At 59.1% G+C, this 26,496-nt stretch carries 23 protein-coding genes and 4 tRNA genes; 10 read left to right on the top strand and 17 right to left on the bottom strand.

From position 1 onward, the window contains the following. Nucleotides 1–165 precede the first annotated feature (165 nt). Nucleotides 166–879 (bottom strand): BamJ family beta-barrel-assembly machinery protein, encoded by a 714-nt coding sequence (bamJ, locus tag AC3WK5_RS16370; RefSeq protein WP_103319552.1) that lies wholly within the window; start codon nt 877–879, stop codon nt 166–168. 270 nt (nt 880–1,149) lie between these two features. On the opposite strand from bamJ, the gene AC3WK5_RS16365 reads away from it, so the two are divergent. Together AC3WK5_RS16365 and AC3WK5_RS16360 are read left to right on the top strand one after the other, a co-directional pair. Further along, complete coding sequence (locus AC3WK5_RS16365) at nt 1,150–2,958, top strand: c-type cytochrome (RefSeq protein ID WP_103319560.1); 1,809 nt, start codon at nt 1,150–1,152, stop codon at nt 2,956–2,958. Between the two features lie 28 nt (nt 2,959–2,986). Next, nucleotides 2,987–4,123, top strand: a complete 1,137-nt coding sequence (locus tag AC3WK5_RS16360; RefSeq protein ID WP_103319549.1) for a catalase family protein — start codon at nt 2,987–2,989, stop codon at nt 4,121–4,123. A 138-nt stretch (nt 4,124–4,261) separates the two neighbouring features. Here AC3WK5_RS16360 and AC3WK5_RS16355 read toward each other — a convergent pair. The 4 genes from AC3WK5_RS16355 to AC3WK5_RS16340 all read right to left on the bottom strand — a co-directional run bounded on the left by AC3WK5_RS16355 (nt 4,262) and on the right by AC3WK5_RS16340 (nt 4,791). Further along, nucleotides 4,262–4,338: transfer RNA gene (locus AC3WK5_RS16355), tRNA-Asp, on the bottom strand. 19 nt (nt 4,339–4,357) lie between these two features. Next, nucleotides 4,358–4,433, bottom strand: a tRNA-Val gene (locus AC3WK5_RS16350). Nucleotides 4,434–4,619: 186 nt separating this feature from the next. Beyond that, nucleotides 4,620–4,696: transfer RNA gene (locus AC3WK5_RS16345), tRNA-Asp, on the bottom strand. 19 nt (nt 4,697–4,715) lie between these two features. Continuing rightward, nucleotides 4,716–4,791 (bottom strand) — tRNA-Val (locus AC3WK5_RS16340). Nucleotides 4,792–4,951: 160 nt separating this feature from the next. On the opposite strand from AC3WK5_RS16340, the gene rdgC reads away from it, so the two are divergent. From rdgC to sugE, 3 genes are all read left to right on the top strand, one after another. Continuing rightward, nucleotides 4,952–5,872: a recombination-associated protein RdgC gene (rdgC, locus tag AC3WK5_RS16335; protein WP_103319547.1), complete on the top strand. Its 921-nt coding sequence runs from the start codon at nt 4,952–4,954 to the stop codon at nt 5,870–5,872. Nucleotides 5,873–6,010: 138 nt separating this feature from the next. Continuing rightward, complete coding sequence (locus AC3WK5_RS16330; protein WP_103319545.1) at nt 6,011–6,976, top strand: bile acid:sodium symporter family protein; 966 nt, start codon at nt 6,011–6,013, stop codon at nt 6,974–6,976. A 118-nt stretch (nt 6,977–7,094) separates the two neighbouring features. Continuing rightward, on the top strand, nt 7,095–7,415 hold the full coding sequence (sugE, locus tag AC3WK5_RS16325) for a quaternary ammonium compound efflux SMR transporter SugE (protein WP_054593535.1): 321 nt from the start codon (nt 7,095–7,097) through the stop codon (nt 7,413–7,415). A 91-nt stretch (nt 7,416–7,506) separates the two neighbouring features. Here the strand turns inward: sugE and AC3WK5_RS16320 are convergent, their stop codons facing one another. From AC3WK5_RS16320 to AC3WK5_RS16310, 3 genes are all read right to left on the bottom strand, one after another. After that, nucleotides 7,507–9,381: an MFS transporter gene (locus AC3WK5_RS16320; RefSeq protein ID WP_054593536.1), complete on the bottom strand. Its 1,875-nt coding sequence runs from the start codon at nt 9,379–9,381 to the stop codon at nt 7,507–7,509. Between the two features lie 84 nt (nt 9,382–9,465). Next, nucleotides 9,466–10,617, bottom strand: coding sequence for a TDT family transporter (locus AC3WK5_RS16315; protein WP_103319543.1), 1,152 nt, complete (start codon nt 10,615–10,617; stop codon nt 9,466–9,468). Between the two features lie 154 nt (nt 10,618–10,771). Further along, the gene (locus AC3WK5_RS16310) at nt 10,772–11,968 is read right to left on the bottom strand and encodes an MFS transporter (RefSeq protein ID WP_103319540.1); all 1,197 of its coding nucleotides are present in this window, start codon (nt 11,966–11,968) and stop codon (nt 10,772–10,774) included. Nucleotides 11,969–12,059: 91 nt separating this feature from the next. Here AC3WK5_RS16310 and AC3WK5_RS16305 point away from each other — a divergent pair, with 91 nt between their 5' ends. After that, a complete protein-coding gene (locus AC3WK5_RS16305; RefSeq protein ID WP_103319538.1) occupies nt 12,060–12,599 on the top strand; it encodes a TetR/AcrR family transcriptional regulator in 540 nt (179 codons plus the stop codon). Nucleotides 12,600–12,863: 264 nt separating this feature from the next. Further along, nucleotides 12,864–16,334: a hybrid sensor histidine kinase/response regulator gene (locus tag AC3WK5_RS16300; protein ID WP_103319536.1), complete on the top strand. Its 3,471-nt coding sequence runs from the start codon at nt 12,864–12,866 to the stop codon at nt 16,332–16,334. Nucleotides 16,335–16,352: 18 nt separating this feature from the next. Here AC3WK5_RS16300 and AC3WK5_RS16295 read toward each other — a convergent pair whose 3' ends face one another. Next, nucleotides 16,353–17,717, bottom strand: coding sequence for a DNA recombination protein RmuC (locus tag AC3WK5_RS16295; protein ID WP_162491276.1), 1,365 nt, complete (start codon nt 17,715–17,717; stop codon nt 16,353–16,355). Between the two features lie 175 nt (nt 17,718–17,892). After that, on the bottom strand, nt 17,893–18,216 hold the full coding sequence (locus tag AC3WK5_RS16290; protein ID WP_103319534.1) for a hypothetical protein: 324 nt from the start codon (nt 18,214–18,216) through the stop codon (nt 17,893–17,895). A 1,018-nt stretch (nt 18,217–19,234) separates the two neighbouring features. On the opposite strand from AC3WK5_RS16290, the gene AC3WK5_RS16285 reads away from it, so the two are divergent. From AC3WK5_RS16285 to AC3WK5_RS16275, 3 genes are all read left to right on the top strand, one after another. Continuing rightward, nucleotides 19,235–19,459, top strand: coding sequence for a hypothetical protein (locus tag AC3WK5_RS16285; protein WP_007898912.1), 225 nt, complete (start codon nt 19,235–19,237; stop codon nt 19,457–19,459). Between the two features lie 278 nt (nt 19,460–19,737). Continuing rightward, nucleotides 19,738–20,220, top strand: coding sequence for a hypothetical protein (locus tag AC3WK5_RS16280; RefSeq protein ID WP_019693082.1), 483 nt, complete (start codon nt 19,738–19,740; stop codon nt 20,218–20,220). A gap of 145 nt (nt 20,221–20,365) precedes the next feature. Further along, nucleotides 20,366–21,637: an OmpP1/FadL family transporter gene (locus AC3WK5_RS16275; protein WP_103319532.1), complete on the top strand. Its 1,272-nt coding sequence runs from the start codon at nt 20,366–20,368 to the stop codon at nt 21,635–21,637. A gap of 87 nt (nt 21,638–21,724) precedes the next feature. Here AC3WK5_RS16275 and AC3WK5_RS16270 read toward each other — a convergent pair whose 3' ends face one another. The 7 genes from AC3WK5_RS16270 to cobU form a co-directional block, all read right to left on the bottom strand. Next, nucleotides 21,725–21,847 carry a hypothetical protein gene (locus tag AC3WK5_RS16270; RefSeq protein WP_256585315.1) on the bottom strand — a complete coding sequence of 41 codons (123 nt, stop codon included), beginning with the start codon at nt 21,845–21,847 and terminating at the stop codon, nt 21,725–21,727. Then, nucleotides 21,844–23,043, bottom strand: a complete 1,200-nt coding sequence (locus AC3WK5_RS16265) for an MFS transporter (protein ID WP_177474923.1) — start codon at nt 23,041–23,043, stop codon at nt 21,844–21,846. The genes AC3WK5_RS16270 and AC3WK5_RS16265 overlap by 4 nt, the downstream gene beginning before the upstream one ends. Nucleotides 23,044–23,129: 86 nt before the next feature. Then, nucleotides 23,130–23,534: a MarR family winged helix-turn-helix transcriptional regulator gene (locus tag AC3WK5_RS16260; protein WP_019693086.1), complete on the bottom strand. Its 405-nt coding sequence runs from the start codon at nt 23,532–23,534 to the stop codon at nt 23,130–23,132. Between the two features lie 82 nt (nt 23,535–23,616). After that, a complete protein-coding gene (locus tag AC3WK5_RS16255; protein ID WP_103319528.1) occupies nt 23,617–24,348 on the bottom strand; it encodes an adenosylcobinamide-GDP ribazoletransferase in 732 nt (243 codons plus the stop codon). Between the two features lie 2 nt (nt 24,349–24,350). Beyond that, the gene (gene cobC, locus AC3WK5_RS16250; RefSeq protein ID WP_103319526.1) at nt 24,351–24,926 is read right to left on the bottom strand and encodes an alpha-ribazole phosphatase family protein; all 576 of its coding nucleotides are present in this window, start codon (nt 24,924–24,926) and stop codon (nt 24,351–24,353) included. Next, complete coding sequence (gene cobT / locus AC3WK5_RS16245) at nt 24,923–25,978, bottom strand: nicotinate-nucleotide--dimethylbenzimidazole phosphoribosyltransferase (protein ID WP_103319524.1); 1,056 nt, start codon at nt 25,976–25,978, stop codon at nt 24,923–24,925. Before cobT ends, cobC begins: the two co-directional genes overlap by 4 nt. Then, nucleotides 25,975–26,496: a bifunctional adenosylcobinamide kinase/adenosylcobinamide-phosphate guanylyltransferase gene (gene cobU / locus AC3WK5_RS16240; protein WP_103319521.1), complete on the bottom strand. Its 522-nt coding sequence runs from the start codon at nt 26,494–26,496 to the stop codon at nt 25,975–25,977. Before cobU ends, cobT begins: the two co-directional genes overlap by 4 nt.

The raw sequence follows: 26,496 nt of genomic DNA, 5'->3' as shown, positions 1-26,496 counted from the left end.
AAACCCAATATTTCATTGACTTGGCAACCTACAGCGTTTAGCTGCGGCACCCTCAATGCTGTGACTCCACTCCACCGCGTCCGTTCGCTTGAATTGTCGACCACCGAACGCCAGATGCAACAACGCCCCGCATGAACGGGGCGTTGTTTTTATAGCAGGCGCTGATTACTTGGCAGCGTCTTGTTTTGCCGGATCTTTGATCGCCAGCAGTTCCAGGTCGAATACCAGCACCGAGTTGGCCGGGATTGCCGGGCTAGGGCTTTGTGCGCCGTAGGCCAGATCGCTAGGGATGTACAGTTTGTACTTCTCACCGACGTGCATCAGTTGCAGACCTTCAACCCAACCCGGGATCACGCCGCTAACCGGCAGATCAATCGGGCTGCCGCGCTCGACGGAGCTGTCGAATACGGTGCCGTTGGTCAGCTTGCCAGTGTAGTGGACAGTCACCACGTCAGTCGGCTTAGGCTGTGGGCCATCGGCTTTCTTGACCACTTCGTACTGCAGACCCGAAGCAGTGGTAACGACACCGGGCTTCTTCGCGTTGTCTTCGAGGAATTTCTTGCCGGCAGCTGCCGACTCTTCGCTCATCTTGGCCAGACGCTCTTCAGCGCGCTTTTGCAGCGCACCGAAAGCTTCGACCAGTTCGTCATCCTTCAGTTTCTGTTCTTTCTTGCCAACGGCATCTTCGATGCCTTGGGCTACCGCTTTGGAGTCCAGGTCATCCATGCCTTCCTGAGCCAGGCTCTTGCCCATGTTCAGGCCAATACCGTAGGAAGCTTTTTGCGCCGGGGTTTTCAGCTCGACGCTGGTCTGCGAGTCACAACCCGCAAGTACCAGGCTAACCAGGGCCACCGCCGCCGCCAACCGATGCTGTTTCATGCTATTTCCTTGTTCATGCGCCTAAAGGGCAATCGAATAAAGCCGCGAGCTTATCAGGCCGCCACGACCAATGGCTACCGGCATGAGAGCAGGAAAGCTCCGATAAGTTCAGGTCTTTTAACGCATTTTGCGAGCGCTGGTCATGAAGCTTCTGTCAGCTTCTTCTCAGCGCAATAAACGCCGGTTCCTACAGCGTCCGGCGTAATGGCCACTTGCCTCGCACCTGGAGCTAAGGCATAACAAGGCTATAAATCAACAAGGATGTTTAACGTGCGCCTCTTGATCCGTGTGCTGTTGCTGATAATCACCCTGCTGGCAGTCGCTCTGGCGGTGGTCCTGTATTACGTCGCCAACCCGAAGCTACCGGCCTATACGCCAGTCGAGCAGGTGAACTACCTCGAGCAATGGGACGCCGCCGACCGCCAGACCTACTACTTCACACCACAGGGCACACAGGTCAAAGGCCTGCGCTACAACTGGTTCACAGCACTTGAACTGCCATTCTCGGAGCAACGCTTTGCCACGCCCGAATACCTGGCGCGTTTTGGTTTTTTGGTAGATCCGGCCCAAAAATCCACACCCAACAACCCCGGCAACCTGCCCGTCGGTTTCGCCCGCCATCAGAATTCAGACAGTAAAGAAGAGTTTCTGGATGTTACCTGCGCTGCCTGCCACACCGGCGAGCTGCGCTTTAAAGGCCAGGCGGTACGCATCGACGGCGGCTCGGCACAGCACGTATTGCCTTCCAGTGTCCCCACTCTGCGCGGCGGCAGTTTCGGTCAGGCATTGGTCGCAAGCCTCGCCTCGACCTACTACAACCCCTGGAAATTCGAACGCTTTGCACGCAACGTGCTGGGTCAGGACTATGACGCCCAACACTCACAACTGCGCCAGGACTTCAAAACGTCGCTGGATACCTTCTTGCACGCTGCCTGGAATGACACCCACCGCGGCCTTTATCCCACCGAAGAAGGCCCCGGCCGTACCGACGCTTTCGGACGTATTGCCAACGCCAGTTTCGGCGACGCTATTTCGCCGAATAACTACAGAGTGGCCAATGCCCCGGTGGACTATCCGCAGTTGTGGGATATCTGGAGCTTCGACTGGGTGCAATGGAACGGCTCAGCCCAGCAACCCATGGCGCGCAACATCGGCGAAGCCCTGGGCGTCGGCGCGACGCTGAACTTCTTCGATGCCGCCGGCCAGCCGCTCAAGGGCGATGATCGCTACCCTTCCAGCGTGCGAGTACGCGACCTGCAACTGATCGAAGAAACCCTGAAGCGACTCAAACCTCCGGCCTGGCCCGAAGCATTGCTCGGTAGCATCGACAAACCACTGGCCGCCAAGGGCCGCACGCTGTTCGCCGAAAACTGCGCCGGTTGCCATGTACCGAACGTGACAGTGACCAATGGTCGGCCTGAGCAGAAATTGAAAATGTTGCCGGTGGACGTCATTGGTACCGACCCGGGGGCCGCCAACAACATCGCCGACCACCGTTTTGACCTGAGCCCGCTCAAATGGGACGTGGCCGAACTGGCGAAACTGGACGTCAAACTGCACCCGACACCTACCGGGCCACTGGACCTGAGCAAACTCTCGGTTGCCAAAGGTCTGGCCTACGTGACTGCCTTCGTCGAGAACCGCGCTTACCGTGACGCCAACGTCACACCTCAAGAGCGCCCCGACATGGATGGATACGGCCTGCCGATTGGCGTTCGTGAACTACGTGCCTACAAGGCACGACCGCTGGCGGGCGTCTGGGCGACGCCACCGTTCCTGCATAACGGTTCAGTACCGAACATCTACCAACTGCTCTCGCCGCAGGATGAGCGTGCAGCCACCTTCTATAGAGGCACGTTCGAATACGACCCACAGCACCTGGGTTATCGCACTGAAGCCTTCAGCAACGGTTTTGAGTTCGACACGCGAATCACCGGCAACCACAACAGCGGTCACGAATTTCGTCCAGGCGAACGAGGCAACGGGGTCATCGGCCGACTGCTGCAACCCCAAGAGCGCTGGGCGCTGGTGGAATACCTGAAGGTGCTCGGCGGGCCTTTGGAGTCGCAACTACCATGACCATCACCGCAGCAAAAAGGATTCATGCATGTTGATCACACTTTGGCTGCGCATCGGCGTATTGCTCGGCAAGACCCTGCTGCTCCTGTTGGGGCTCGGTTTGCTGGGCTGGGCGGTGGCGACAGCCTGGTTCGCCTGGCATCACAGCGGTCCGGTCTCTGCCAAAGAACAGATTCCGGCGGGTGAAGCGGCAATGACGCGGGACATCATCCAGACTGCCGTGCGCATCGTCGACCAGCACCGCGAAAACACTCGTTTCCTGCGCGATGCCCACGCCAAGGCGCATGGCTGCGTAAAGGCCGAGGTTCAAGTGCTGGCCGACCTCACGCCTGAACTGCGTCAAGGTGTCTTTAGCGAGGCCGGCAAGACCTGGCAAGCCATCTTGCGACTGTCCAACGGTAACGCCTATCCGCAATTCGATAGCGTTCGCGATGCCCGCGGCATGGCGATCAAATTGCTTGATGTACCTGGAACACAGCTACTCAAGGATCAGCAGAACCGTAGTGAGCAGGACTTCGTGATGTTCAACCATCCGAACTTCTTCGTCAGCAATGTCGCCGAGTACCGTCAAAACGTCGCAGCCCAAGCTGATGGCAAGCAAGTCATGGCGTTCTTTCCGAGTTGGGATCCGCGCAGCTGGCAGGTTCGTCACCTGTTCATTGCCTTGGCGACCCTGGCGCCAGCCCCGGCCAGTCCGACCCAGAGCACTTATTTTTCCGTCTCGCCGTATAAATTCGGTACGGCCAATGCCAAGTTCCGCGTTGCACCAGACCCCGACAGCTGCCCCGACTACACCCTGCCTGCGCAGAATCAAGCGCTGCCAAACTTTTTGCGCAGTGCACTGAATCAACAGTTATCGACGGATCGGGTGCCCGCGTGTTTTGTCTTGCAGATCCAGCGCCAGGACCCGACCAGGTACATGCCGATCGAGGACACCAGCATCGAATGGCGTGAAAGCGATGCGCCGTTCGAAACCGTGGCGCGGATCCGGATCCCCGCCCAGGACTTCGACACGCCAGCGCTGAACCTGCAATGCGATAACCAGTCCTTCAACCCCTGGTTTGGCCTGGAAGCTCATCGCCCCATCGGCGGTATCAATCGGCTACGCAAAGCGGTGTACGAAGCGGTCAGTGATTACCGGCACGCGCGCAATGCTGAACAGTAAGCCGAAAACGAAAAAAGCGACCCGAAGGTCGCTTTTCTATTAGAGGTAATGACTTAACAAAACCCCAGACAGCAAAAAGCCCGCATTAAGCGGGCTTTCTGTGGTGACCTGGCGTTCAGCGTTCCAGGTTACCAAATATGGCGCAGCGGACGGGACTCGAACCCGCGACCCCCGGCGTGACAGGCCGGTATTCTAACCGACTGAACTACCGCTGCGCGTAGCGTTGAAAGTAAGTGGTGGGTGATGACGGGATCGAACCGCCGACATTCTGCTTGTAAGGCAGACGCTCTCCCAGCTGAGCTAATCACCCTTTACCTTCGTTGCGGGGCGCATTGTGCCACAAAAATTCATAACGTGCTGATTTAATTAAGAAAAATATTAAAAAAGCTGAATTTCAATGAAACAGTACACATCGCATGGAACTCTTACAGCAAAAAGCCCGCGTTAGCGGGCTTTCCGTGGTGACCTGGCGTTCAGCGTTCCAGATTACCGAATATGGCGCAGCGGACGGGACTCGAACCCGCGACCCCCGGCGTGACAGGCCGGTATTCTAACCGACTGAACTACCGCTGCGCGTAACACTGAATGCGAATGGTGGGTGATGACGGGATCGAACCGCCGACATTCTGCTTGTAAGGCAGACGCTCTCCCAGCTGAGCTAATCACCCTTCACGTTCGGTGTGGCGCGCATTCTACGGAGCAGCCCAACCTCTGGCAAGCACTTTTTAAAATAATTTTTTCAGGCCTTCCAAAGGCTTAGCTGAGGGTTGGCCTATGACGCTGCGCGGAGAATAATGCCCCCCTTTGTATAAAGGAGAGACTCACCCCATGTGGTTCAAAAACCTGCTTATCTATCGCCTGACCCAAGATCTGCCTTTTGATGCTGAGGCGTTGGAAACTGCACTGGCCACCAAACTGGCGCGTCCATGTGCAAGCCAGGAGTTGACCACCTACGGTTTCGTCGCGCCGTTTGGCAAAGGCGAAGATGCACCCCTGGTACATGTCAGCGGAGACTTCCTGCTGATCGCCGCACGCAAGGAAGAACGCATTCTGCCAGGCAGCGTCGTGCGCGACGCGGTCAAGGAAAAGGTCGAAGAGATCGAAGCCGAGCAAATGCGCAAGGTCTATAAGAAGGAGCGTGATCAGATCAAGGATGAAATCATCCAGGCGTTCCTGCCGCGCGCCTTTATCCGTCGCTCGTCGACCTTTGCTGCCATTGCACCGAAACAGGGGCTGATCCTGGTCAACTCCGCCAGCCCGAAACGCGCCGAAGACCTGCTTTCCACGCTGCGCGAAGTGATCGGCACGCTGCCGGTACGTCCGCTGACTGTAAAAATGTCCCCGACCGCGACCATGACTGAGTGGGTCACCACCCAGAAAGCCGCTGACGACTTCTTCGTACTGGATGAGTGCGAACTGCGCGATACCCACGAAGACGGCGGCATCGTCCGTTGCAAGCGTCAGGACCTGACCAGCGAAGAAATCCAGTTGCACCTGAGCACCGGTAAAGTGGTCACTCAGCTGTCCCTGGCCTGGCAAGACAAACTGTCGTTCGTCCTCGACGACAAGATGGTGGTCAAGCGCCTGAAGTTTGAAGATCTGCTGCAGGATCAGGCAGAACAGGACGGTGGTGATGAAGCCCTCGGCCAACTCGACGCCAGCTTCATGCTGATGATGATGACTTTCGGCGAATTCCTCCCGGCGCTGGTTGAGGCGTTGGGCGGCGAAGAGACTCCGCAAGGGATCTAAGGCGTCGCTGATTCTCAATGTGGGAGCGGGCTTGCTCGCGAAGAGGGACTGACATTCAACGATGATGTTGACTGACACTCCGCTTTCGCGAGCAAGCCCGCTTGTTTTATGGTGTTACTTAATAACAAGGAACAGGTCATGCGTGCACTGGCAGCACTGAGCCGCTTTGTCGGCAACACTTTCGCTTACTGGGTCTTGATCTTCGCCGTAGTGGCCTTCCTGCAACCGGCGTGGTTCATCGGCTTGAAAGGTTCGATCGTGCCGTTGCTGGGGCTGGTGATGTTCGGCATGGGCCTGACCCTCAAACTTGAAGATTTCGCTGAAGTGGCCCGTCATCCGTGGCGCGTGGCACTGGGCGTGGTCGCACATTTCGTGATCATGCCCGGCGTGGCATGGTTGCTCTGCCAGGCGTTTCACCTGCCACCGGAAATCGCCGTCGGGGTGATTCTGGTCGGTTGCTGCCCAAGCGGCACCTCGTCGAACGTGATGACCTGGCTGGCCCGCGGTGACCTGGCGCTGTCGGTAGCGATTGCCGCCGTCACCACCCTGCTCGCTCCGGTGCTGACGCCTGCCCTGATCTGGTTACTGGCCTCGGCCTGGTTGCCGGTATCGTTCATGGAACTGTTCTGGTCGATCCTGCAAGTGGTGTTGCTGCCGATCGTGCTCGGCGTGGTCGCCCAGCGCCTGCTGGGAGATCGGGTGCGCCACGCGGTAGAGGTGCTGCCGCTGGTTTCAGTGGTGAGCATCGTGATCATCGTCGCCGCCGTTGTCGCAGCGAGTCAGGCAAAGATTGCCGAATCAGGCCTGCTGATCATGGCCGTGGTGATGCTGCATAACAGCTTTGGCTTCCTGCTGGGCTACTTCACCGGACGCGTGTTCAAACTGCCGCTGGCGCAACGCAAATCCCTGGCCCTGGAAGTCGGCATGCAGAACTCCGGTCTGGGCGCGGCGCTGGCCAGTGCCCACTTCTCGCCACTGGCGGCGGTACCGAGCGCGCTGTTCAGCGTTTGGCACAACATTTCCGGGGCGTTGCTCTCGACGTATTTCCGTCGGATGAGCGAGAAACAGGACCGCGAACTGGCCGCCCGACAAGCAACCGAGTGACCCGGTAACTTGATCCCCGGATTATTAGTGGGCACTATAGTGCGCATCGCGAGGACGACCTCGCGGCTCGACCGAGTTACTAATCTGGGGACGACCCCGTCAATCGATGGAGGTCTGCATGCCTTGGATCATTCTGTTTTTCGCAGGTTTGTTTGAAGTCGGCTGGGCCGTTGGCCTGAAATACACCGACGGCTTCAGCCGCCCTCTTCCCACCGTCCTGACCGTCGGCGCCATGGTAATCAGCCTGGGTCTGCTGGGCCTGGCCATGAAGGATCTGCCGTTGGGCACGGCCTACGCCATCTGGACTGGCGTCGGCGCCGTGGGCACGGTTATCGCCGGGATCATCCTGTTTGGTGAATCCATGGCGCTGTTCCGCCTGGCCAGCGTCGCGCTGATCATCGCCGGGTTGGTCGGGCTCAAAGTCAGCGCCCAAGCCTAAATTGCCATCGCGGGCAAGCCTTGCTCCTACAGATATCTCGTACCTCTGTAGGAGCAAGGCTTGCCCGCAATGAGGCCAGCCAAAACACCCACTATCTAACGGTGCCACGCAATTCGCCGACCAGCGCTTGCAACTGCGCTGGCTGCGCGACTTCAACCGCCACCGCCGGCCCGGCCACCAGGGTCACCCGTGACCAGAGACGGTGGAACAAACCCTTGTTCGGATCGCGGCTGAAAAAGCTGCCCCACAACCCTTGCAAGGCCAAAGGAATCACTGGCACCGGTGTCTCTTCCAGTATCCGCGTCAGCCCGCCCTTGAACTCATTGATCTCACCATCGACGGTCAGCTTGCCTTCCGGGAAGATGCACACCAGCTCACCATCCTTCAGGTACTGGGCGATTCGCTTGAAGGCCTTTTCGTAAATCTGACTGTCCTCCTGGCGCCCGGCAATCGGAATGGTCCCCGCCGTACGGAAGATAAAGTTCAGCACCGGCAAGTTATAGATCTTGTAATACATCACAAAGCGAATCGGCCGACGCACTGCGCCACCAATCAGCAAAGCATCGACGAACGACACGTGGTTGCAGACCAGCAACGCCGCGCCCTCATCGGGAATCAGCTCAAGGTTGCGATGCTGCACGCGGTACATGGAATGGCTGAGCAGCCAGATCATGAAGCGCATGCTGAATTCGGGAACGATGCTGAAGATGTAGACGTTTACACCGATGTTCAGCAGCGACACCACCAGGAACAGCTGGGGAATCGACAACTTGACGATGCTCAGCAGCACAATCGAGACAATCGCCGAAACCACCATGAACAGTGCATTGAGGATGTTGTTGGCCGCGATCACCCGCGCCCGCTCGTTTTCGGCAGTGCGCGACTGAATCAACGCGTACAGCGGCACGATGTAGAAACCGCCGAAAATCCCCAGCCCGAGAATATCGAACAGCACCCACCACGTCTGACCGAAGCCAAGCACTTCGATCCAGCCATGACCTTGAAGGCTTTGCGGGATGCCCCCGGAGCTCCACCACAGCAGCAAGCCAAACACTGTCAGCCCAAAGGAGCCAAACGGCACCAGACCGATCTCGACTTTGCGTCCGGAGAGTTTCTCGCAGAGCATCGAACCCAGCGCGATACCGACCGAGAACACCGTCAGAATCAGCGTCACCACCGTCTCGTCACCGTGCATCCACTCTTTGGCGTAGGCCGGGATTTGCGTCAGGTAAATCGCCCCGACAAACCAGAACCACGAGTTGCCGACAATCGAGCGCGACACCGCAGGCGTTTGCCCCAGCCCCAGACGCAGAGTCGCCCAGGACTGGCTGAAGATGTTCCAGTTCAGCCGTAGCTCAGGGGTCGACGCTGCAGCGCGCGGAATGCCGCGACTGGCCAGATAGCCCAGCACCGCGACACCGATGATCGCCGTGGAGACGATCGGTGCGTAATGACTGGACGACATCATGATCCCGGCGCCGATGGTCCCGGCCAGAATCGCCAGGAAAGTGCCCATTTCCACCAGACCGTTACCGCCCACCAGCTCTTCTTCATGCAGGGCCTGTGGCAGGATCGAGTACTTCACCGGACCGAACAGCGCCGAGTGGGTGCCCATGGCGAACAGCGCCACCAGCATCAGCGACAGGTGATCGAACAGGAACCCGACTGCGCCGACCGCCATGATCGCTATTTCACCGAGCTTGATCAGACGAATCAGCGCGTCCTTGGCGAACTTTTCCCCGAACTGCCCGGCCAGCGCCGAGAACAGAAAGAACGGCAGGATGAACAGCAGCGCACACAGGTTGACCCAGATCGAACGGTCACCCTCGATGGTCAGCTTGTACAAAATGGCAAGGATCAACGACTGCTTGAAGATGTTGTCGTTGAACGCCCCGAGGGACTGTGTAACAAAAAACGGCAGAAACCGCCGCTTGCGAAGCAAGGTGAACTGCGAAGGGTGGCTCATCTTCCATGTCCCTGTGTGGCTTGGATGCTCTTATTGGAATGTCGTACCGCGATCCAGGCCACAACCTTACCTAAACTTTGCGAATTATTTCGCTAATCCGGCAATGCACGGCGAAACAAACAACTCACCGCGCCAGGCGCCTTGAACAGTGCGCTTGGAAACGATCAGCCACATGATCGCCAACGCGACCACCAAGACACTGCCAAAGAAGCTGAAAAAAGTCAGGTTCAAGGTGCTTGCCAGCTTCAGCGTGGCCAGCGAGTAAACGCCCAGCGGGAAGGTAAACCCCCACCAGCCGAGGTTGAAGGGAATCCCGCCACGCAGGTAACGCAAGGTGATCAGCACCGCCATCAACATCCACCACAAGCCGAAGCCCCACAGCGTGATGCCTGCGACCAGGCCCAGCCCGGTGGCAATTTCACCGATACCCGGCAAACCGTTGGCGGCGAAAATCGCCGGTGCGTCGCTACCCAACAACAACATGCCCAGCGCCCCGGTGCCGATCGGCCCCAGCGCCAGCCAGCTCGACGCGGCCATGTTTTCGTGCGGCAGTTTGTGCAGGGCCATACGCAGCAGCAGGATGGTCAGGATGCTGAACGCCACCGGCAGCGAGAACGCCCACAGCACGTAGCTGGTCACCAGTACCACCAGTTGCGAGTGAGCGTCTGCGAGGTGCGGTGCAAGCAAACCACCGCTGGCCGCCGCGACTTCCGCGGCCACCACCGGCAGCAGCCAGACAGCGGTCATCTGGTCGATGCTGTGTTCCTGGCGGGTGAACATCATGTACGGGATCAAGACACCACAAGCCAGCGACATGGCGACATCCAGCCACCACAACACCTCGGCCAGGTGCACAACGCCCTCCCCCCAGCGCGGCAGACCGAACAGCAGGAAGCCATTGATGATGGTCGCCAGGCCCATGGGAATGGTGCCGAAAAACATCGAAACCGTGGAGTGGCCGAAAATCCGTCGCGCTTCATCGAAGAAAAACGCCCAGCGCGCGGCATACAACCCACTGAACAGCAGGAACAGGAAAATATTGAACATCCACAGGCCTTCGGCGAAGGCATGCAGGCCAGGGAAAGACACCGGCAATTGGGCGAGCGCCAGGGCCAGGACCCCGGTGCCCATAGTCGCGGCGAACCAGTTCGGGGTGAACTGCCGAATCGCTTCGCGAGGGTGCTGCAAATGGCTCAAAGGCCGGTTAGCGGTTTTGTTGCTGTTGGGGCATTGCATCGTGAACTCCTGTCCTCGGGTGAGGTAGAGCTCATGGTAGAACCGAATCGAATATCTATATAACGGGTAATTTCTCTAACTGTTATCTGTTTTACAGATATAGATATTAAACACTGCTGCTCGTATCACTCCGTCTGGGAACACCTCTGTCGCGTTAAGGATTATCCGCTACCCCACAGAGCTTGGCCGGCCGCTGACGCATCAACCCCAGCAACGCCCCCAACGACAGCACGATCAATACCGCGCCATAGCCATCGGTGGTGGCGACCAGGCCGAAGGTCCGGGTCAGGTTGCCTGCCAACAGCGACGGCAGGCAGAACGCCAGGTAACTCAGCACGTAGAACGCCGACATCAACCCCGCGCGCTCATGGGGCAAGGCCAGCGGTACCACGCTGCGCAAGGCACCGAGAAAACCGGCACCAAAACCACTGCCAGCCACCAGAGTGGCGAAGAAAAACAGCGGCAGACTGGCGCTGTGTACGGCGGTCAGAATCAGCGCGATGCCGATCGCCAACAAGCTCGCGCCCAAGCGCAGGACTTTGTCTGCCGGGCGATTGCGCAACGAGAAGATCATCAACGCGCCACTGACCGTCAACACAGCTACCAGGCCGCCGCCGATCAGGTTCGAAGTCGAGCCGGTCGCCGTACGAACCAGCGATGGCGCCAGTGACAGGAAGAAGCCGCCCACCGCCCAAACTGCCACATTCACCGGCAGCGCCAGCCACAGCGCCCGTCGTGCCTGTGGCGGCACATGCAAGGTCGGGCGCAGCGACGCCCAGGCGCCGGGTAGTCGACTGACACTTTCTGGCAGACGCCAGACGTACAGGGCTTGCAGCAGGAACAGTCCGAACAGAATCCAGTAGGCCAATTGCAATGGTTGCGGCGCGTACTCCGCCAGCAATCCACTGCCCAATGCGCCAAACGCCATGCCCAGAAGCGGCGCAACGCTATTCACCAGCGGACCTTGCTGCCGGTCAGTATCGAGCAACGCCGCACCGAGTACGCTGGTGGCCATGCCGGTGGCAAACCCCTGAAGCACCCGCGCAGCGATCAGCCAGGCCACACTGTCGGCATTGATAAACAGCAACATCGCCAGCATATCCAGCAGCAGCGCAGCGAAAATTACCGGCTTGCGTCCCAGATGATCCGACAACGAGCCGACCGTCAGCAGCGCCGCCAGCAAGCTCAAGGCATACACCCCGAAAATCAGCGTCAGGGTCGCCGGAGAGAACTGCAGCACCTCCTGGTACAGGTGATAAAGCGGCGTTGGTGCACTGGAAGCGGCGAGAAAACTCAGTAAGGTGATCGCCAGGAACACCAGACTGGAACGGCTTGAGACTGAACTGGACATGAGCACACTCCGCAAAAGCTAATTTTTTGCTTTTGCGGAGTGTGCTACCGACTTCGGCTTAAAGCAAATTCTTTGTGTTAAGGTTCGACGCATGGCTATTAAAGAAGGTTTACGCCCGGGCGGTCGCAGTGCTCGGGTGCAGGAGTCGATTCATTCGGCAGTCCGCGAACTCCTCCAAGAGCAGGAGCGTTCAAGCGTGACCGTGCCGCAAATCGCTGCCCGTGCAGGCGTTACGCCGTCGACGATCTACCGACGTTGGGGCGACTTGTCGGCACTCTTGGCCGACGTCGCGCTGGTACGCATGCGTCCTGACAGTGAACCGGCCAACACCGGCAGCCTGCGTAGCGACCTGCGCGCCTGGGCCGAGCAGTATCTGGACGAAATGAGTTCGGAGCCCGGCCGCAACATGATGCGCGACGTGCAATCGAGCGCCACGCCGGGGTATTGCGTGAGCATTCTCAGTAGCCAGTTGCAGACGATACTGGACCGCTATCCGAATGAGCCGAAGCCCGGTGTCGACCGACTGATCAACATAGTGGTGGCACCGACAGTGTTCCGCATCCTGTTTGCGTCAGCGGCGCTTGAGGTTGAAGAGTTGCATCGGTTGATCGATATCGCGCTGAGCCAGTAAGGACGCCTTCGCGAGCAAGCCCGCTCCCACAAGGGTTCAGAGTTGAACCACCATTTGGTGAACAACATCAATCCTGTGGGAGCGGCGGTGCGACGATTCGACTTGCTCGCGAAGAGGCCCGCAAATGCACTAAAGATCCAACCGGCCTCCACCCTGCGACACCCCGCCGCGCCACGACCTTGGTCGACACTGACGAACCGAAGTGGTCGTGCGAAACTGTCAGACCGGGTTTGCGTCCCGGGTGTCTTTATACCTGGAGTTACCATGTCGCTGTCCAGCGGGCTGATTGCCGCCGTCGCCCTGGCCTATATGGCCGTCATGTTCGCCATCGCCTTTTACGGTGACCGGCGCAGCACACCGCTGCCGCCGCGTATGCGTGCCTGGGTGTACAGCCTGTCGCTGGCGGTCTACTGCACCAGCTGGACGTTCTTTGGTGCCGTCGGTCAGGCCGCCGAACAACTCTGGTCGTTTTTGCCGATTTATCTGGGGCCGATCCTGCTGCTGGTGTTCGCGCCGTGGGTCCTGCAAAAAATGGTGATGATCAGCAAACAGGAAAACATCACCTCGATTGCCGACTTCATCGCCGCCCGCTATGGCAAGTCGCAATCGCTGGCGGTGGTGGTGGCGCTGATCTGTCTGGTGGGCGTATTGCCCTACATCGCCTTGCAGCTCAAAGGCATCGTCCTGGGGGTCAACCTGTTGATCGGTGCAGGCCCGGATGCCATGGGCACCCGAGCCCTGGACACAGCGCTGATTGTGTCGCTGGTTCTGGCGCTGTTCACCATCGTCTTCGGCACCCGCAACCTCGATGCCACGGAGCACCACCGTGGCATGGTGCTGGCGATTGCCTTCGAAGCACTGGTCAAGCTGCTCGCCTTCCTCGCCGTCGGCGCCTTCGTCACATATGGTTTGTACGATGGCTTCAACGACCTGTTCGATCAGGCCATGCTCGCACCACGCCTGGAGGAATACTGGAAAGAAACCGTCAATTGGCCATCGATGGTGGTGCAGACCGGCGTGGCGATGATGGCGATCATCTGCCTGCCTCGACAGTTCCATGTGACCGTGGTGGAGAACATCGAACCGCAGGATTTGCGCCTGGCGAAATGGGTATTCCCGGCTTATCTGGGATTGGCCGCACTGTTCGTGGTACCGATCGCGCTGGCCGGGCAAATGATGCTGCCAAGCTCGGTACTGCCCGACTCCTTCGTGATCAGCCTGCCACTGGCCCAGGCCCATCCGGCACTGGCGCTGCTGGCGTTTATCGGAGGTGCATCGGCCGCCACCGGCATGGTAATCGTTGCCAGCGTGGCGCTGTCGACCATGGTCTCCAACGACATGTTGCTGCCATGGCTGCTGCGCCGGAAAAATGCCGAACGGCCGTTCGAGGTGTTCCGCTACTGGATGCTCTCGGTACGTCGGGTGAGCATCGTGGCGATTCTGCTGCTGGCCTATGTTTCCTATCGCCTGCTCGGTTCGACCGCCAGCCTGGCCACCATCGGGCAGATCGCATTTGCCGCCGTGACCCAACTAGCGCCAGCGATGCTCGGCGCGCTGTACTGGAAACAGGCCAACCGCCGCGGGGTATTCGCCGGTCTCGCCGCCGGGACTTTCCTCTGGTTCTACACGTTGATTCTGCCGATCGCCGCCAACAGCCTGGGCTGGTCGCTGCACAGTTTCCCAGGGCTGGGCTGGTTGCACGGCAATCCGCTGAACCTGCCAATTTCCCCACTGACTCAAGGCGTGGTGTTGTCGCTGGCCGGTAACTTCACCTTATTCGCCTGGGTGTCGGTGTTGTCGCGCACACGGGTCTCGGAACACTGGCAGGCCGGGCGCTTCATTGGCCAGGAGATCAGCACACGGCCGAGCGCGCGCTCGATGCTGGCGGTGCAAATCGACGATCTGCTGCAACTCGCGGCACGTTTTGTCGGCGAAGAACGGGCACGCCAGAGCTTCATCCGCTTCGCCTACCGCCAAGGCAAAGGTTTCAACCCGAATCAGAATGCCGACGGTGAATGGATTGCCCACACCGAACGCTTGCTCGCCGGTGTACTCGGGGCTTCATCGACCCGCGCCGTCGTAAAAGCTGCTATTGAAGGTCGGGAAATGCAGCTCGAGGACGTGGTACGAATCGCCGACGAAGCCTCGGAAGTGCTGCAATTCAACCGCGCCTTGCTGCAAGGCGCGATCGAGAACATTACCCAAGGCATCAGCGTGGTCGACCAGTCGCTGAAGCTGGTGGCCTGGAATCGTCGATACCTTGAACTGTTCAACTACCCGGATGGCCTGATCAGCGTCGGCCGACCGATTGCCGACATCATTCGCTATAACGCCGAACGCGGCCTGTGCGGCCCCGGCGAGGCGGAAGTCCACGTTGCCCGGCGCCTGCACTGGATGCGCCAGGGGCGCGCCCATACCTCGGAGCGCTTGTTCCCCAACGGTCGGGTGATCGAACTGATCGGCAATCCAATGCCGGGCGGCGGGTTTGTCATGAGTTTCACCGACATCACCGCGTTTCGCGAAGCCGAGCAAGCGCTGACCGAGGCCAACGAGGGACTGGAGCGACGCGTCGCCGAGCGCACCCATGAACTGTCGCAGTTGAACATCGCGCTGACCGAAGCCAAAGGTACCGCCGAGTCGGCCAACCAGTCGAAAACCCGTTTCCTTGCAGCCGTCAGCCACGACCTGATGCAGCCATTGAACGCCGCACGGCTGTTCTCGGCCGCCCTCTCCCACCAGAACGACGATCTCTCCTGCGAGACCCGGCAACTGGTGCAGCATCTGGACAGTTCGCTACGCTCGGCCGAGGACTTGATCAGTGACCTGCTCGACATCTCGCGCCTGGAAAACGGCAAGATCAACCCGGATCGCAAGCCATTTGCGCTGAATGATTTGTTCGACACCCTCGGCGCCGAATTCAAGGCGCTGGCGCAGGAGCAAGGGCTGAAATTTCGCCTGCGCGGCAGTCGCCTACGGGTCGACAGCGATATCAAATTGCTGCGGAGGATTCTGCAAAACTTCCTGACCAACGCCTTCCGCTACGCCAAAGGCCCCGTGCTGCTGGGCGTACGACACAAGGGCGATCAGCTGTGCCTGGAGGTCTGGGACCGTGGCCCGGGGATTCCCGAAGACAAACGCCAAGTGATCTTCGAGGAGTTCAAGCGCCTCGACAGCCACCAGACCCGCGCCGAAAAAGGTCTGGGCCTGGGTCTGGCGATTGCCGACGGCTTGTGCCGGGTGCTGGGTCATCAACTGCAAGTCCGCTCCTGGCCAGGCAAAGGCAGTGTGTTCAGCGTCAGCGTGCCTCTGGCCCATGCTCAAACCAGTGCGCCCGGTACACCTGCCAAACTCAATGGCCGGCTGCCAACAGGCGCGCAGGTGCTGTGTATCGATAACGAAGACAGCATTCTGATCGGCATGAACAGCCTGCTCTCGCGCTGGGGTTGCCAGGTGTATACCGCGCGCAATCGCGATGAGTGCGTCGCCCTGCTCAGCGATGGCATGCGCCCGCAACTGGCGTTGGTGGATTACCACCTCGACCATGGCGAAACCGGTACCGAACTCATGGCCTGGCTACGCTCCCAACTCGGCGAGCCGGTACCTGGCGTGGTGATCAGCGCTGACGGGCGACCGGAGATGGTCGCCCAAGTGCATGCAGCAGGCCTGGAATACCTGCCGAAACCGGTGAAGCCGGCGGCGTTGCGGGCGTTGTTGAGTCGGCATTTGCCGTTGTGATGAAGACAGTCTTTTAATTTATTCCGGCAACTCGGCCAACCCATCGACATCGGTCATCGCCCGCTCCAGCAGATCGGCCGGCAAGCTCTTGCTGGCCCGTGCGCCGAGCAATTTGAGCTGCTCGCTGCGACTGACCAGATTGCCACGGCCTTCCGTCAGCTTGTTGCGTGCGGCGCTGTAGGCTTTATCCAGTTGCTGCAAGCGATTGCCGACCTCGTCCAGATCCTGAATAAACAGCACGAACTTGTCGTACAGCCAGCCCGCGCGCTCGGCGATTTCCCGGGCGTTCTGGCTCTGGCGCTCCTGCTTCCACAGGCTGTCGATGACCCGCAACGTCGCCAGCAAGGTGGTCGGGCTGACGATAACGATATGGCGATCGAACGCTTCCTGAAACAGATTTGGTTCAGCCTGCAATGCCGCGGAAAAAGCCGCCTCGATGGGCACGAAAAGTAATACGAAATCCAGGCTGTGCAGACCGTCCAGGCGCTTATAGTCCTTATCGGACAAGCCCTTGACGTGATTACGCAACGACAGCACATGCTGCTTCAGCGCCGCTTGGCCAATCGCGTCGTCGTCAGCCGCCACGTATTGCTGATAGGCCGTCAGGCTGACCTTGGAGTCGACCACCACCTGCTTGTCGCCCGGCAGATAAATAAGCACGTCGGGCTGGAAGCGCTCGCCATCCGGCCCCTTTAGGCTGACTTGAGTCTGGTACTCGCGGCCCTTCTCCAGGCCCGCGTGTTCCAGCACTCGCTCGAGAATCAACTCGCCCCAGTTGCCTTGGGTTTTCTGCCCCTTGAGTGCTCGCGTGAGGTTGGTCGCCTCGTCGCTCAAGCGCAGGTTCAGTTGTTGCAGGCGCTCCAGTTCCTTGGCCAGCGAGAAGCGCTCGCGAGCTTCAGCCTGATAACTTTCCTCGACGCGTTTTTCGAAGGATTGAATGCGCTCTTTCAGTGGGTCGAGCAATTGGCCCAAACGCTGCTGGCTGGTTTCGGCAAAGCGCTGCTCACGCTCATCGAAGATTTTCCCGGCGAGCTCGGCGAACTGCGCCCGCAGCTCATCCCGCGAGCCTTGCAGGTCGCTCAGGCGTTGTTGATGGCTTTCCTGCTGCTCACGCAACTCGGCATTTAACGAGGCGGCCTGCGCGTCCAGCCGCCGCAACTCGGCCTCTTTACTGCTGCGCTCGAGGTTCCAGGCATGGGCCGCGTCACGGGCGTTGTCACGCTCGATCTGTAATAGCTCAACTTCACGGCGCACGGCAGCCAGATCGGCTTGCTTGGCCGCATTGGCCTGACTCAGGTCGCTGATTTCATCACGGCAGGCATCGAGTTGCGCATTAAGCCCGTCCTGCGCCAGTTGTGCAGTACCCAAGCGCTCTTCAAGCAGCGACAGCTCGGACTGCGCGGTGCTCAGGCGCCGCTGTAGCTGCCACGCCAGCATCAATAACGGTAGCGCAGCACCCGCCAGACCGAGCAACACACTGGTCACGTCCATAGCCATGACGACTCCTGCCGATGAATTAAAGCGCGAAGGTTAACCAAGCCGTCGGGGCTTGGACAGCTCAGTCTTCGATCTGACCGAGTTCCTGCCGGGCACGCCGGTCGCCGGCACGCGCGGCCTGACGCAGCAGGTCCTGGCCAATGCGCCGATCCCGGGCATTGCCGCATTCGCGGCACATCAATTGCCCCAGACGACTTTGCGCAGCCACCACCCCTTCACGGGCTGGAGCCTTGAGCAAACGCCCGGCGAAATGTTTGATGTTGGGGTTATCGCCCAAGCGTGGGCTGTCGAGCAACCATTCGGCGACTCGAATCGAAAAGCGCTTGGGTGGGGTGACACCTGAGGTGATGGAGGTAACGGAGGTTGGTACTAAGCGAAACTTCATAAAGCACTGCGGGACAAATCGGAAGGCGCGCCACTCTACTCTTTTTTTCGTACGGGTAAAGTCGAAAAAAGCCTGCACGCCCGTCCTAGAGCAAGCGCTTGGGACAATCCACAGAAGCTGTGGATAACTCAGTGGACAACCCACCCTGAACTCGCCAGAAGCCCTGTGGAATGGGGCTCGCAGTCAAACTGACGATTTTTTCACCAGTAAAAAAAAGCGATGTTTTTCATTGACTTAAATTTCCATTACAGGCACCCACTGCGCTTGAAGGTGAAATGACAACCGGGTGACAGCCCACGCAACTAATGTGCACAAGTCCCTTCGAGGTGGTTATATCACCGCCCTTTTTTCGTGCGTTTTGCAGTCAATCAGTCACAACGAGCCTCACTGTACCTGCGTTTCAAACGAGGTGATGGCTCATGCCACTGGACGCCCGGTGACCCAATTGTGTGCTTTACTGTTGCCGCGACGTTTTACCCCCGACGGCAGATGCTCCAGGCACGGCAATTCCCCGCCAGCGAGCAGAGCGATTCAAGCATCAGTAAAAGTTTTTTGCCTAACACACTTTCTTTCTCGAATTCAATCCGTTACTATCCGCGGCGTTAGTACCAAGCTGAAAGTCAATTCTGGTCGAACAACTCCTGCGGTATACCTTCCCTAAAGAGAAGCCTCTACCGACATCACGGGACCGACCACCTCGATGGTTTCCAGGTAATGCTTGCGACAACACTGCCTTTGAATTGAAAGCAAAGGGTGTTGCGAAGCTCACTTACTCTGACCGAACCAACCTGCAAATTGATCAGGATCTTCACCCCGGGCCCAGAACCTTTGCCCTTGATGTGTTGCCTGCCCTCCTAAGTACCTACCTGCCGGCCCAAGCGCGCAAAAATCATAGCGCTTCAACTGGCTGCTTTGTTCCAGTCGGGTTCTTCGTTCGATCAATGGTGATCGTCGTTACTGGAACGTTTTAACGTTGCACGGTTCTTATCCGTGTCATTTGTAGGAACACCCAATAACCATGTCTACTCAAATCCACACTCAGGATGCCATCCGCACCCTAACCAACGCTTTTGCTCCAATGAACTGCCTGATCATGGCTGCTCGCAAAGGCTGCTTCAGCTTCACCCTGGTCAATGAACACGGCATCGCTCGTCACAGCGAACGCCTGTACCCCGATCAATACTCCAGCGCCGAGCCGCTGCAGGCCGTGATCGAGCGTACCCGTCAGGCACTGGTTGCCTGAAACACCAGAAAAGCTGAAAACCTCAAAAGCCCTGCTTAAAAAGCAGGGCTTTTTATTGCCTGATATTTCTCCACACGCCGTATCGGCTTAAGTACCAAGCGATATAACGGTTATAACTCGGTGCCGGAAATATTTTAAAAACAGGCCTTTACGGCACGAATATGACACTACACTTCAACTCAAGCGGCTTGATCCGCTTCCGGCGATCCTGAGTCGATCCACCGCTGCCAAGCCCCACCCGTCAGGAATCGCCGCCCACTTCACGTTTCGAGGGCTTTATGGGTATCGCCGCCAGCGAACTGTGCCGTTATGTGATCCGTCCGACGCTGATTTACCTCGGACGCCACAGCACGATTGCCGAATCCCTGCTACTGGGTGTTGCAGCCAGTCAGTCCGCTCTTGGTTCCGCCCTGCATGACCGCCGCGGGCATGGCCTGTACCGGATTGCCGAACCTCGTCACCAGGCGCTTTGGGATCACTATCTGGCGCTGGACCCGGAACGCGCCAGCCTGGTTCGCGGCCTCGCCAGCCAACATGCATTTCTCAGCGGTCCGCACCTTGAACTGACCGTCAACCTGCGTTACGCCACCGCCATCGCCTGGCTATTAATAGAAGAACAGAATACCCCGCTCCCCGAAGCCGATGATCTGCTGGGCATGGCCCGAATCTGGCGCCAGACCTTCCAGCCGCAAGGTCGTCTGCGTGACTTCACCTGCGCCTGGCAAACCTGTGTATCACCGCTGAATCAGATCGCCTGTTAACCGGGCAATTTGCAAGATCGCGCATATAGACGCGAATTTGGTCTGATTGTCCTACAAAAGCGCTCTATCTCAAGCCATACAGCCTATAGCGCTGAAACGAAAATGTTGGTAATTTTCGCTCCGGTGATCACCAGGAGTTCTAATAATGAAAAAAGTAATGCTCAAAACCACCCTTAGCCTTGCCGTTACCTTGGCATCCACCCAGATCTTCGCAAGTGGCTTTGCCCTCAACGAACAGAGCATCAGTGGGATGGGGACTGGTTTTGCGGGACGCTCTTCATCTGCCGATGATGCAAGTACTGTATTTGGCAACCCTGCCGGCATGTCGCGAATCAAGCGCCAGGAAGTTACTGGCGGACTGGCAGCTATCGATGCCTCGAGCGATATCAAAGACGCCCATGGCGCCCATCCGGGTACCAACAAGGGCGACATGGTGCCATTCACAGCCGTTCCGATGGGCTATTACGTCAAGCCGATCGATGATCACTGGGCATTCGGCCTCGGTGTCTATGCACCTTTTGGTCTGATTACCAACTACGAAAGTGGCTTCCAGGGTGGCGGTTTCGGCAGCAAGAGTGAAGTCAAGGTTGTGACCTTCCAACCTACCGTCAGCTATGCCTTTAACGACAGAGTATCGATCGGCTTCGGCCCGACCATTAACCGTATTGGCGGCACTCTCGAGTCGGACGTACCTCTTTTCGGTGATACCCACGTCAAGATCAAAGGCGACGATACCGCTCTGGGCTACAACTTCGGTGTTCTGGTACAAGCCACCGACACGACTCGCGTCGGCCTGACCTATCACTCGAAAGTGAAATACAAGCTCGAAGGCCATACCGATATCACTGCAGGCGACAATGCGCCTTCCGCCTTCCTGAAAAGCAATCGATACGACGCTTCGCTGAACATCGAAACGCCTGAATCGGTCGACTTCTCCGTGACGCAACAGTTGACGGATGCGTGGACCGTCTATGCAGGTTCCACCTGGACCCGCTGGAGCCGCCTGAAAGACATCACCGTCAATAACGAAGGCGTCACTGCGGCACAGGGCGGTGTATTGTCCCCAGCCCTGTTCGGCACCATCAAGGAAGAGCAGAACTGGCACAATACCTGGGCCTACGCCATCGGTACTTCCTACCAGTTGAACAAGCAGTGGGTATTGCGCACCGGCCTGACCTTTGACCAGTCGCCTACCAACAATACTGACCGTTCGCCACGCATTCCTACCGGTGACCGCACAATCTTCAGCCTTGGTGCTGGCTACAACGTCACCGATGATCTGACCATCGACGTCGCCTATTCCTACCTCAAGGAAGAAGCTGTCACGGTGAATCACTCCAACGCAGTAGACAGCTACAGCGCCAAGTACGAAAACAGCGCCAACGGTTTTGGTGTCGGCGCGACCTACCGCTTCTGATTCACGGCGAGCCTGAACAGCCCACCGACTGAATTGAAAAAGCCCCGCTCTCTTGCACAGAGGCGGGGCTTTTTAGTGGGCGCCGACTCAGCAAGCACCCATACCGAGTTGCATCAGTGCCAACCCTCCCTGATGCCAGCCCCACCAGGCCAGCGCCAACAACAGCGCGCCAGCACCGACAGCGGCGAACCAGGCGGCGATCCTGCTCATGCGGCACTCACCTGAGCTTGCAAGCGTGCCACGGGACGCTCGCGTACAGGCCAGTTCAAGACTGCCGCCAACAGACTGAGGAGAATCGCCACCTGCCAGATCAAGTCATAGTTGCCTGTTCGGTCATAAACCACCCCACCCAGCCAGCCGCCAAGGAACGAGCCCAACTGGTGAAAGAGGAAAACGATACCACCGAGCATAGAGAGGTTTCGTACACCAAACAGCGTCGCTACCGTGCCGTTGGTCAAAGGCACTGTCGACAACCAGAGAAACCCCATGGCCATACCGAACAGATAAGCACTGGTCTGCGTCACGGGAGCCCAGATGAACAAACTGATCACCACCGCACGCAGCAGGTAGAGCCCCGTCAATAGGCGCGGTTTGGACATGCGCCCGCCGAGCCAGCCGGCGGTGTAAGTACCGAAGATATTGAACAGGCCAATCAACGCCAGCACCGTGGTACCGACGCTGGCAGGCAGATGCTGGTCGACCAGATAGGCCGGCAAATGCACGCCGATAAACACCACCTGGAAACCACAGACAAAAAAGCCGAACGCCAACAGCCAGAAGCCCGAGTGCGAACACGCCTCGCGCAGGGCCTCGGACAGGGTTTGCTCATGACCGAGCACAGGCAGCGGTTTGTCCTTGAGCATGCTGACTAGTGGCACAATCAGTGCCACCAGCATTCCCAGCACCAGCAGCGCGGTTGACCAACCGAGCCAGCCGATCAACCCCAGCGTGCCCGGTAACATGGCGAACTGGCCGAAGGAACCGGCAGCACTGGCGATCCCCATGCCCATGCTGCGTTTCTCCGGCGGCAAGGCACGCCCCACCACGCCAAGAATCACCGAGAACGAGGTGCCGGACAGACCAAGACCGATCAACAAGCCAGCGCTCAACGACAGCGACAAGGCCGAATCGGACAAGCCCATGAACACCAAACCCACCGCGTACAGAACACCACCGACCAGCACCACTTTCGCCGCGCCGAAACGGTCCGCCAAGGCCCCGGTGAATGGCTGCGCCAGCCCCCAGATCAGGTTCTGCAGGGCGATGGCAAAGGCGAACACTTCCCGCCCCCAGCCGAACTGCGCGCTCATCGGCGGCAAAAACAGCCCGAAGCCATGCCTCACGCCAAGCGACAGCGCAAGAATCAGTGCGCTTCCAAGTAGAACCCAACCGCTGGCACGCCACATCGATGTCATTCTTATTCTCCGGTAGCGGGTATATACCCGCTTAAGTTCGCTCAAATTCGGGTTTACGCTTGGAAAGGCCCGTTGCCTCAGGCGAGTTCATCCAGCAAGGCCAGCAGGGTTGCGCGTTTCTCTGCGCCCAGGCGATCAATCAGTCGCTGCTGCGCCGCTTCCCAGGCCGGCAAGGCCGCCGCCAGGCGTTCACGCCCGGTTTCGGTCAGTTGCACGATGCGATTGCGCTGATCTTCACCCTCGACCAGCCTCACCAGCCCCTCCCCTTCGAGCACCCGCAGATTACGCCCCAGCGTACTGCGATCCAGGCCCATGGCTTCCGCCAGGGTGGAAATGCTCGGTTGATCGAGGCGCTGCAAATTGCACAACAAGGAATACTGCGCAACGTTGATCCCGAAGCCGTCGAGGGCGCCGTCGTAATGCCTGCTGACGCCACGAGCGGCGCGACGCAGGTTGGTGCATAAACATTGAGAGGCTAGCATGGTGCGTGTATATACCCGCGATAAAGTTAAAGCAAGTTTGATTATCAAACAGCCGTAAGGCCGCGCACGTTGAAGGTGACTCTCAGAGCAGCGCCAAACCCACCAGCACCGCCGTTTCCAGCAACTCCAGCAACGCCCCTGCCGTATCGCCGGTGGTCCCGCCCAGACGCCGCAACATCACCTGGCGCAACCAGAAGAACATCAGGGCAGTCAGCACCAGCGCAACAACACCGCTCCAGCCGCCAATCAGCACGCATGCCAGCGCGCTGAGCAACAGCACCTGCTGACCGGTCTTGCGCGGCAGATGATCGGCCAGCGCCTGCCCCAGGCCGCCAGCACGCACGTAAGGTGTATTCAGAAACAGCCCCAGCAAGGCACTGCGACCGATCACCGGTGCAAGGATCAAACCGGCCACGGAGTGCTGTTCAATCAACGCCAGTAACGCCGCGAATTTGAGCAACAGCACCAACACCAGTGTCACCACCGCGATCGGCCCACTGCGCGGGTCCTTCATGATGCTCAAGGTGCGCTCGCGATCGCCAAAACCACCGAGCCAGGCGTCAGCGCTGTCAGCCAGACCGTCGAGGTGCAAACCACCGCTGAGCATCACCCATACACTCAACAGCAACGCCGCATGCAACAACGCCGGCGTACCTTGCAACAACCCATTCAGCGCCCACAACAGCCCGCCAAACAGCAGCCCCACCAATGGATAAAACAGCAGCGAGCGCCCAAGCTCCTGAGGCGCCGGCATGCCTGGCAGACGAATCGGCAAGCTGCTGAGAAACTGCAAGGCGATCCAGAACGGCAACATGTTCAACCCTCTTCCCTGAGCACCGCATCAGCCTCGACGCGCAACGAAAACAGCGCACCATGACCGACTTCAACGTTGAGTAATTGCTCGCGCGGCAATCCGCGTGCGCGGGCCAGCAACAGACGCATGACCCCACCGTGACTGATCAACAACACCCGCTCGCCGGCATAGACCTGATGCAAGCGCTCGACGGCCGCCAGCACCCGCGCGGAAAACGCAGTCACCGGCTCACCTTCCGGCGGCGTGAACCCGTAGGGATCGGCCCAAAACCTGCCTAACGCTTCGGCGTCGGTTTCCATCAACGCTGCCGCGCTCTGCCCTTCCCAGGCGCCGAAGTGCAGCTCTTGCAGATCCTTGTCCAGCACCACCGGCAAGTTCAACCGCTCAGCCAGTTCCTCGGCAAAACGTGCGCAACGTTGCAGCGGCGAACTGACCAGGCGATCCCATGGGCCTTGATCAATCACCGCCGCGCGCATCTGCTCCCAGCCTTTGGCGGTCAGCGCGTCATCCAGGCTACCGCGCAAACCGCCACCGAGTTCGGTTTCACCATGGCGCAGCAGATCCAGACTCAACGTCATGCCGGGCGATCGGCCACAGCCGCTTCAGCGAAGGTCGCCATCTGCCCGTGCAGGTCGCAGGCCAGACGCAGCAACGGCACTGCCAGCGCGGCACCGCTGCCCTCACCCAGTCGCAAGCCGAGATCCAGCAAAGGTTCAGCGTTCAGCGTTTCCAATACATGCCGATGGCCCGGTTCAGCCCCGCGATGACCAAACAGCAACCACTCGCGGCATGCCGGATTCAGGCGCACTGCGACCAATGCTGCCACGCTGCAAATAAAGCCGTCGACCAGCACCGCCAACCCTTCTTGAGCGCAGGCCAGATAGGCGCCGACCAGCGCGGCGATTTCAAAACCACCGAGGTTGAACAACGTCTGCAACACGTCGCCACGCTGAGCTGCATGCAATGCCAGCGCGCGTTCAATCACCTGGGCTTTATGGCTGACACCCGCCGCGCTCAAACCGGTGCCTGGCCCAGTCAGATGCGCCACCGGGCAATCGAGCAATGCACAGGCCAACGCGCTGGCAGCGGTGGTATTGCCGATGCCCATCTCGCCACCGATAAACAGCTCGGAGCCTTCAGCAATCGCCCGCAGCACGCTGTCACGGCCGGCCTGCAAGGCTTGCGCGCCCTGGATTTGCGTCATCGCCGGACCGTGAACGAAGTTTGCAGTGCCTGGACCGATGTGCAGATGACGCACGCCCAGCAAACTCAACGAAGGCGTGACAGTGCCGAGGTCGACCACTTCCAGCCGCGCCTCAAGCTGCCGCGCCAATACGCTGATCGCCGCGCCACCGCTGACGAAGTTGTGCAGCATCTGCCCGGTGACTTCCTGCGGGAACGCCGAAACACCTTCGGCTACCACGCCGTGATCACCGGCAAAAATCGCGATCCACAGCTGATTCAGGCTTGGCTTGACCCGGCCCTGCAACCCGGCCAGTTGCACCGCCACTGACTCCAGTTGCCCGAGGGAGCCCGCCGGTTTGGTCAGTTGCTGCTGTCGGGCCGCCGCTTGCTCATGCGTTTGCGCATTGATCGGCTTGCACGGGTTCAACCACCAGGAATGAGTCATAACGCAGTACCTTTCAAAGTCAGGGGCAGGCCGGCGACGGTCAACACGACACGCTGACAGCGCTCAGCCAGGGCTTGATGCAACCAACCGGCTTCATCGACATAGCGGCGAGTCAATTCGCCCAGCGGCACGACACCCAGACCGGTCTCGTTGCTGACAAAAACAATTTCTCCCGGCAGTGATGCCAGACACTCCAGCAGGGCTTCACGCTCATGCGCCAAACGCTCGGGATCTTCCAGCATCAGCAGATTGGTCAGCCACAAGGTCAGGCAATCCACCAGTAAACAACGCTCGGCACTGGCGTTTTCGCGTAGCACCCGGGCCAGTTCCAGCGGCTCTTCGATCAATGCCCATTCAGGCGGCCGGCGCTCGCGGTGATGCGCGACCCGGGCACTCATTTCGCCGTCCAGCGGCTGGCTGGTGGCGATGTATGTCACTGCCAGGCCGCTTTCGCTGGCGAGCTTTTCAGCCAGACGGCTTTTACCGGAGCGGGCGCCGCCGAGGATCAGTTGCAACAT

The organism is Pseudomonas sp. FW306-02-D09B, from assembly GCF_058782685.1.
Note: the sequence above shows the minus strand (reverse complement) of the source record. Positions and strands in the feature narration are given on the sequence as shown.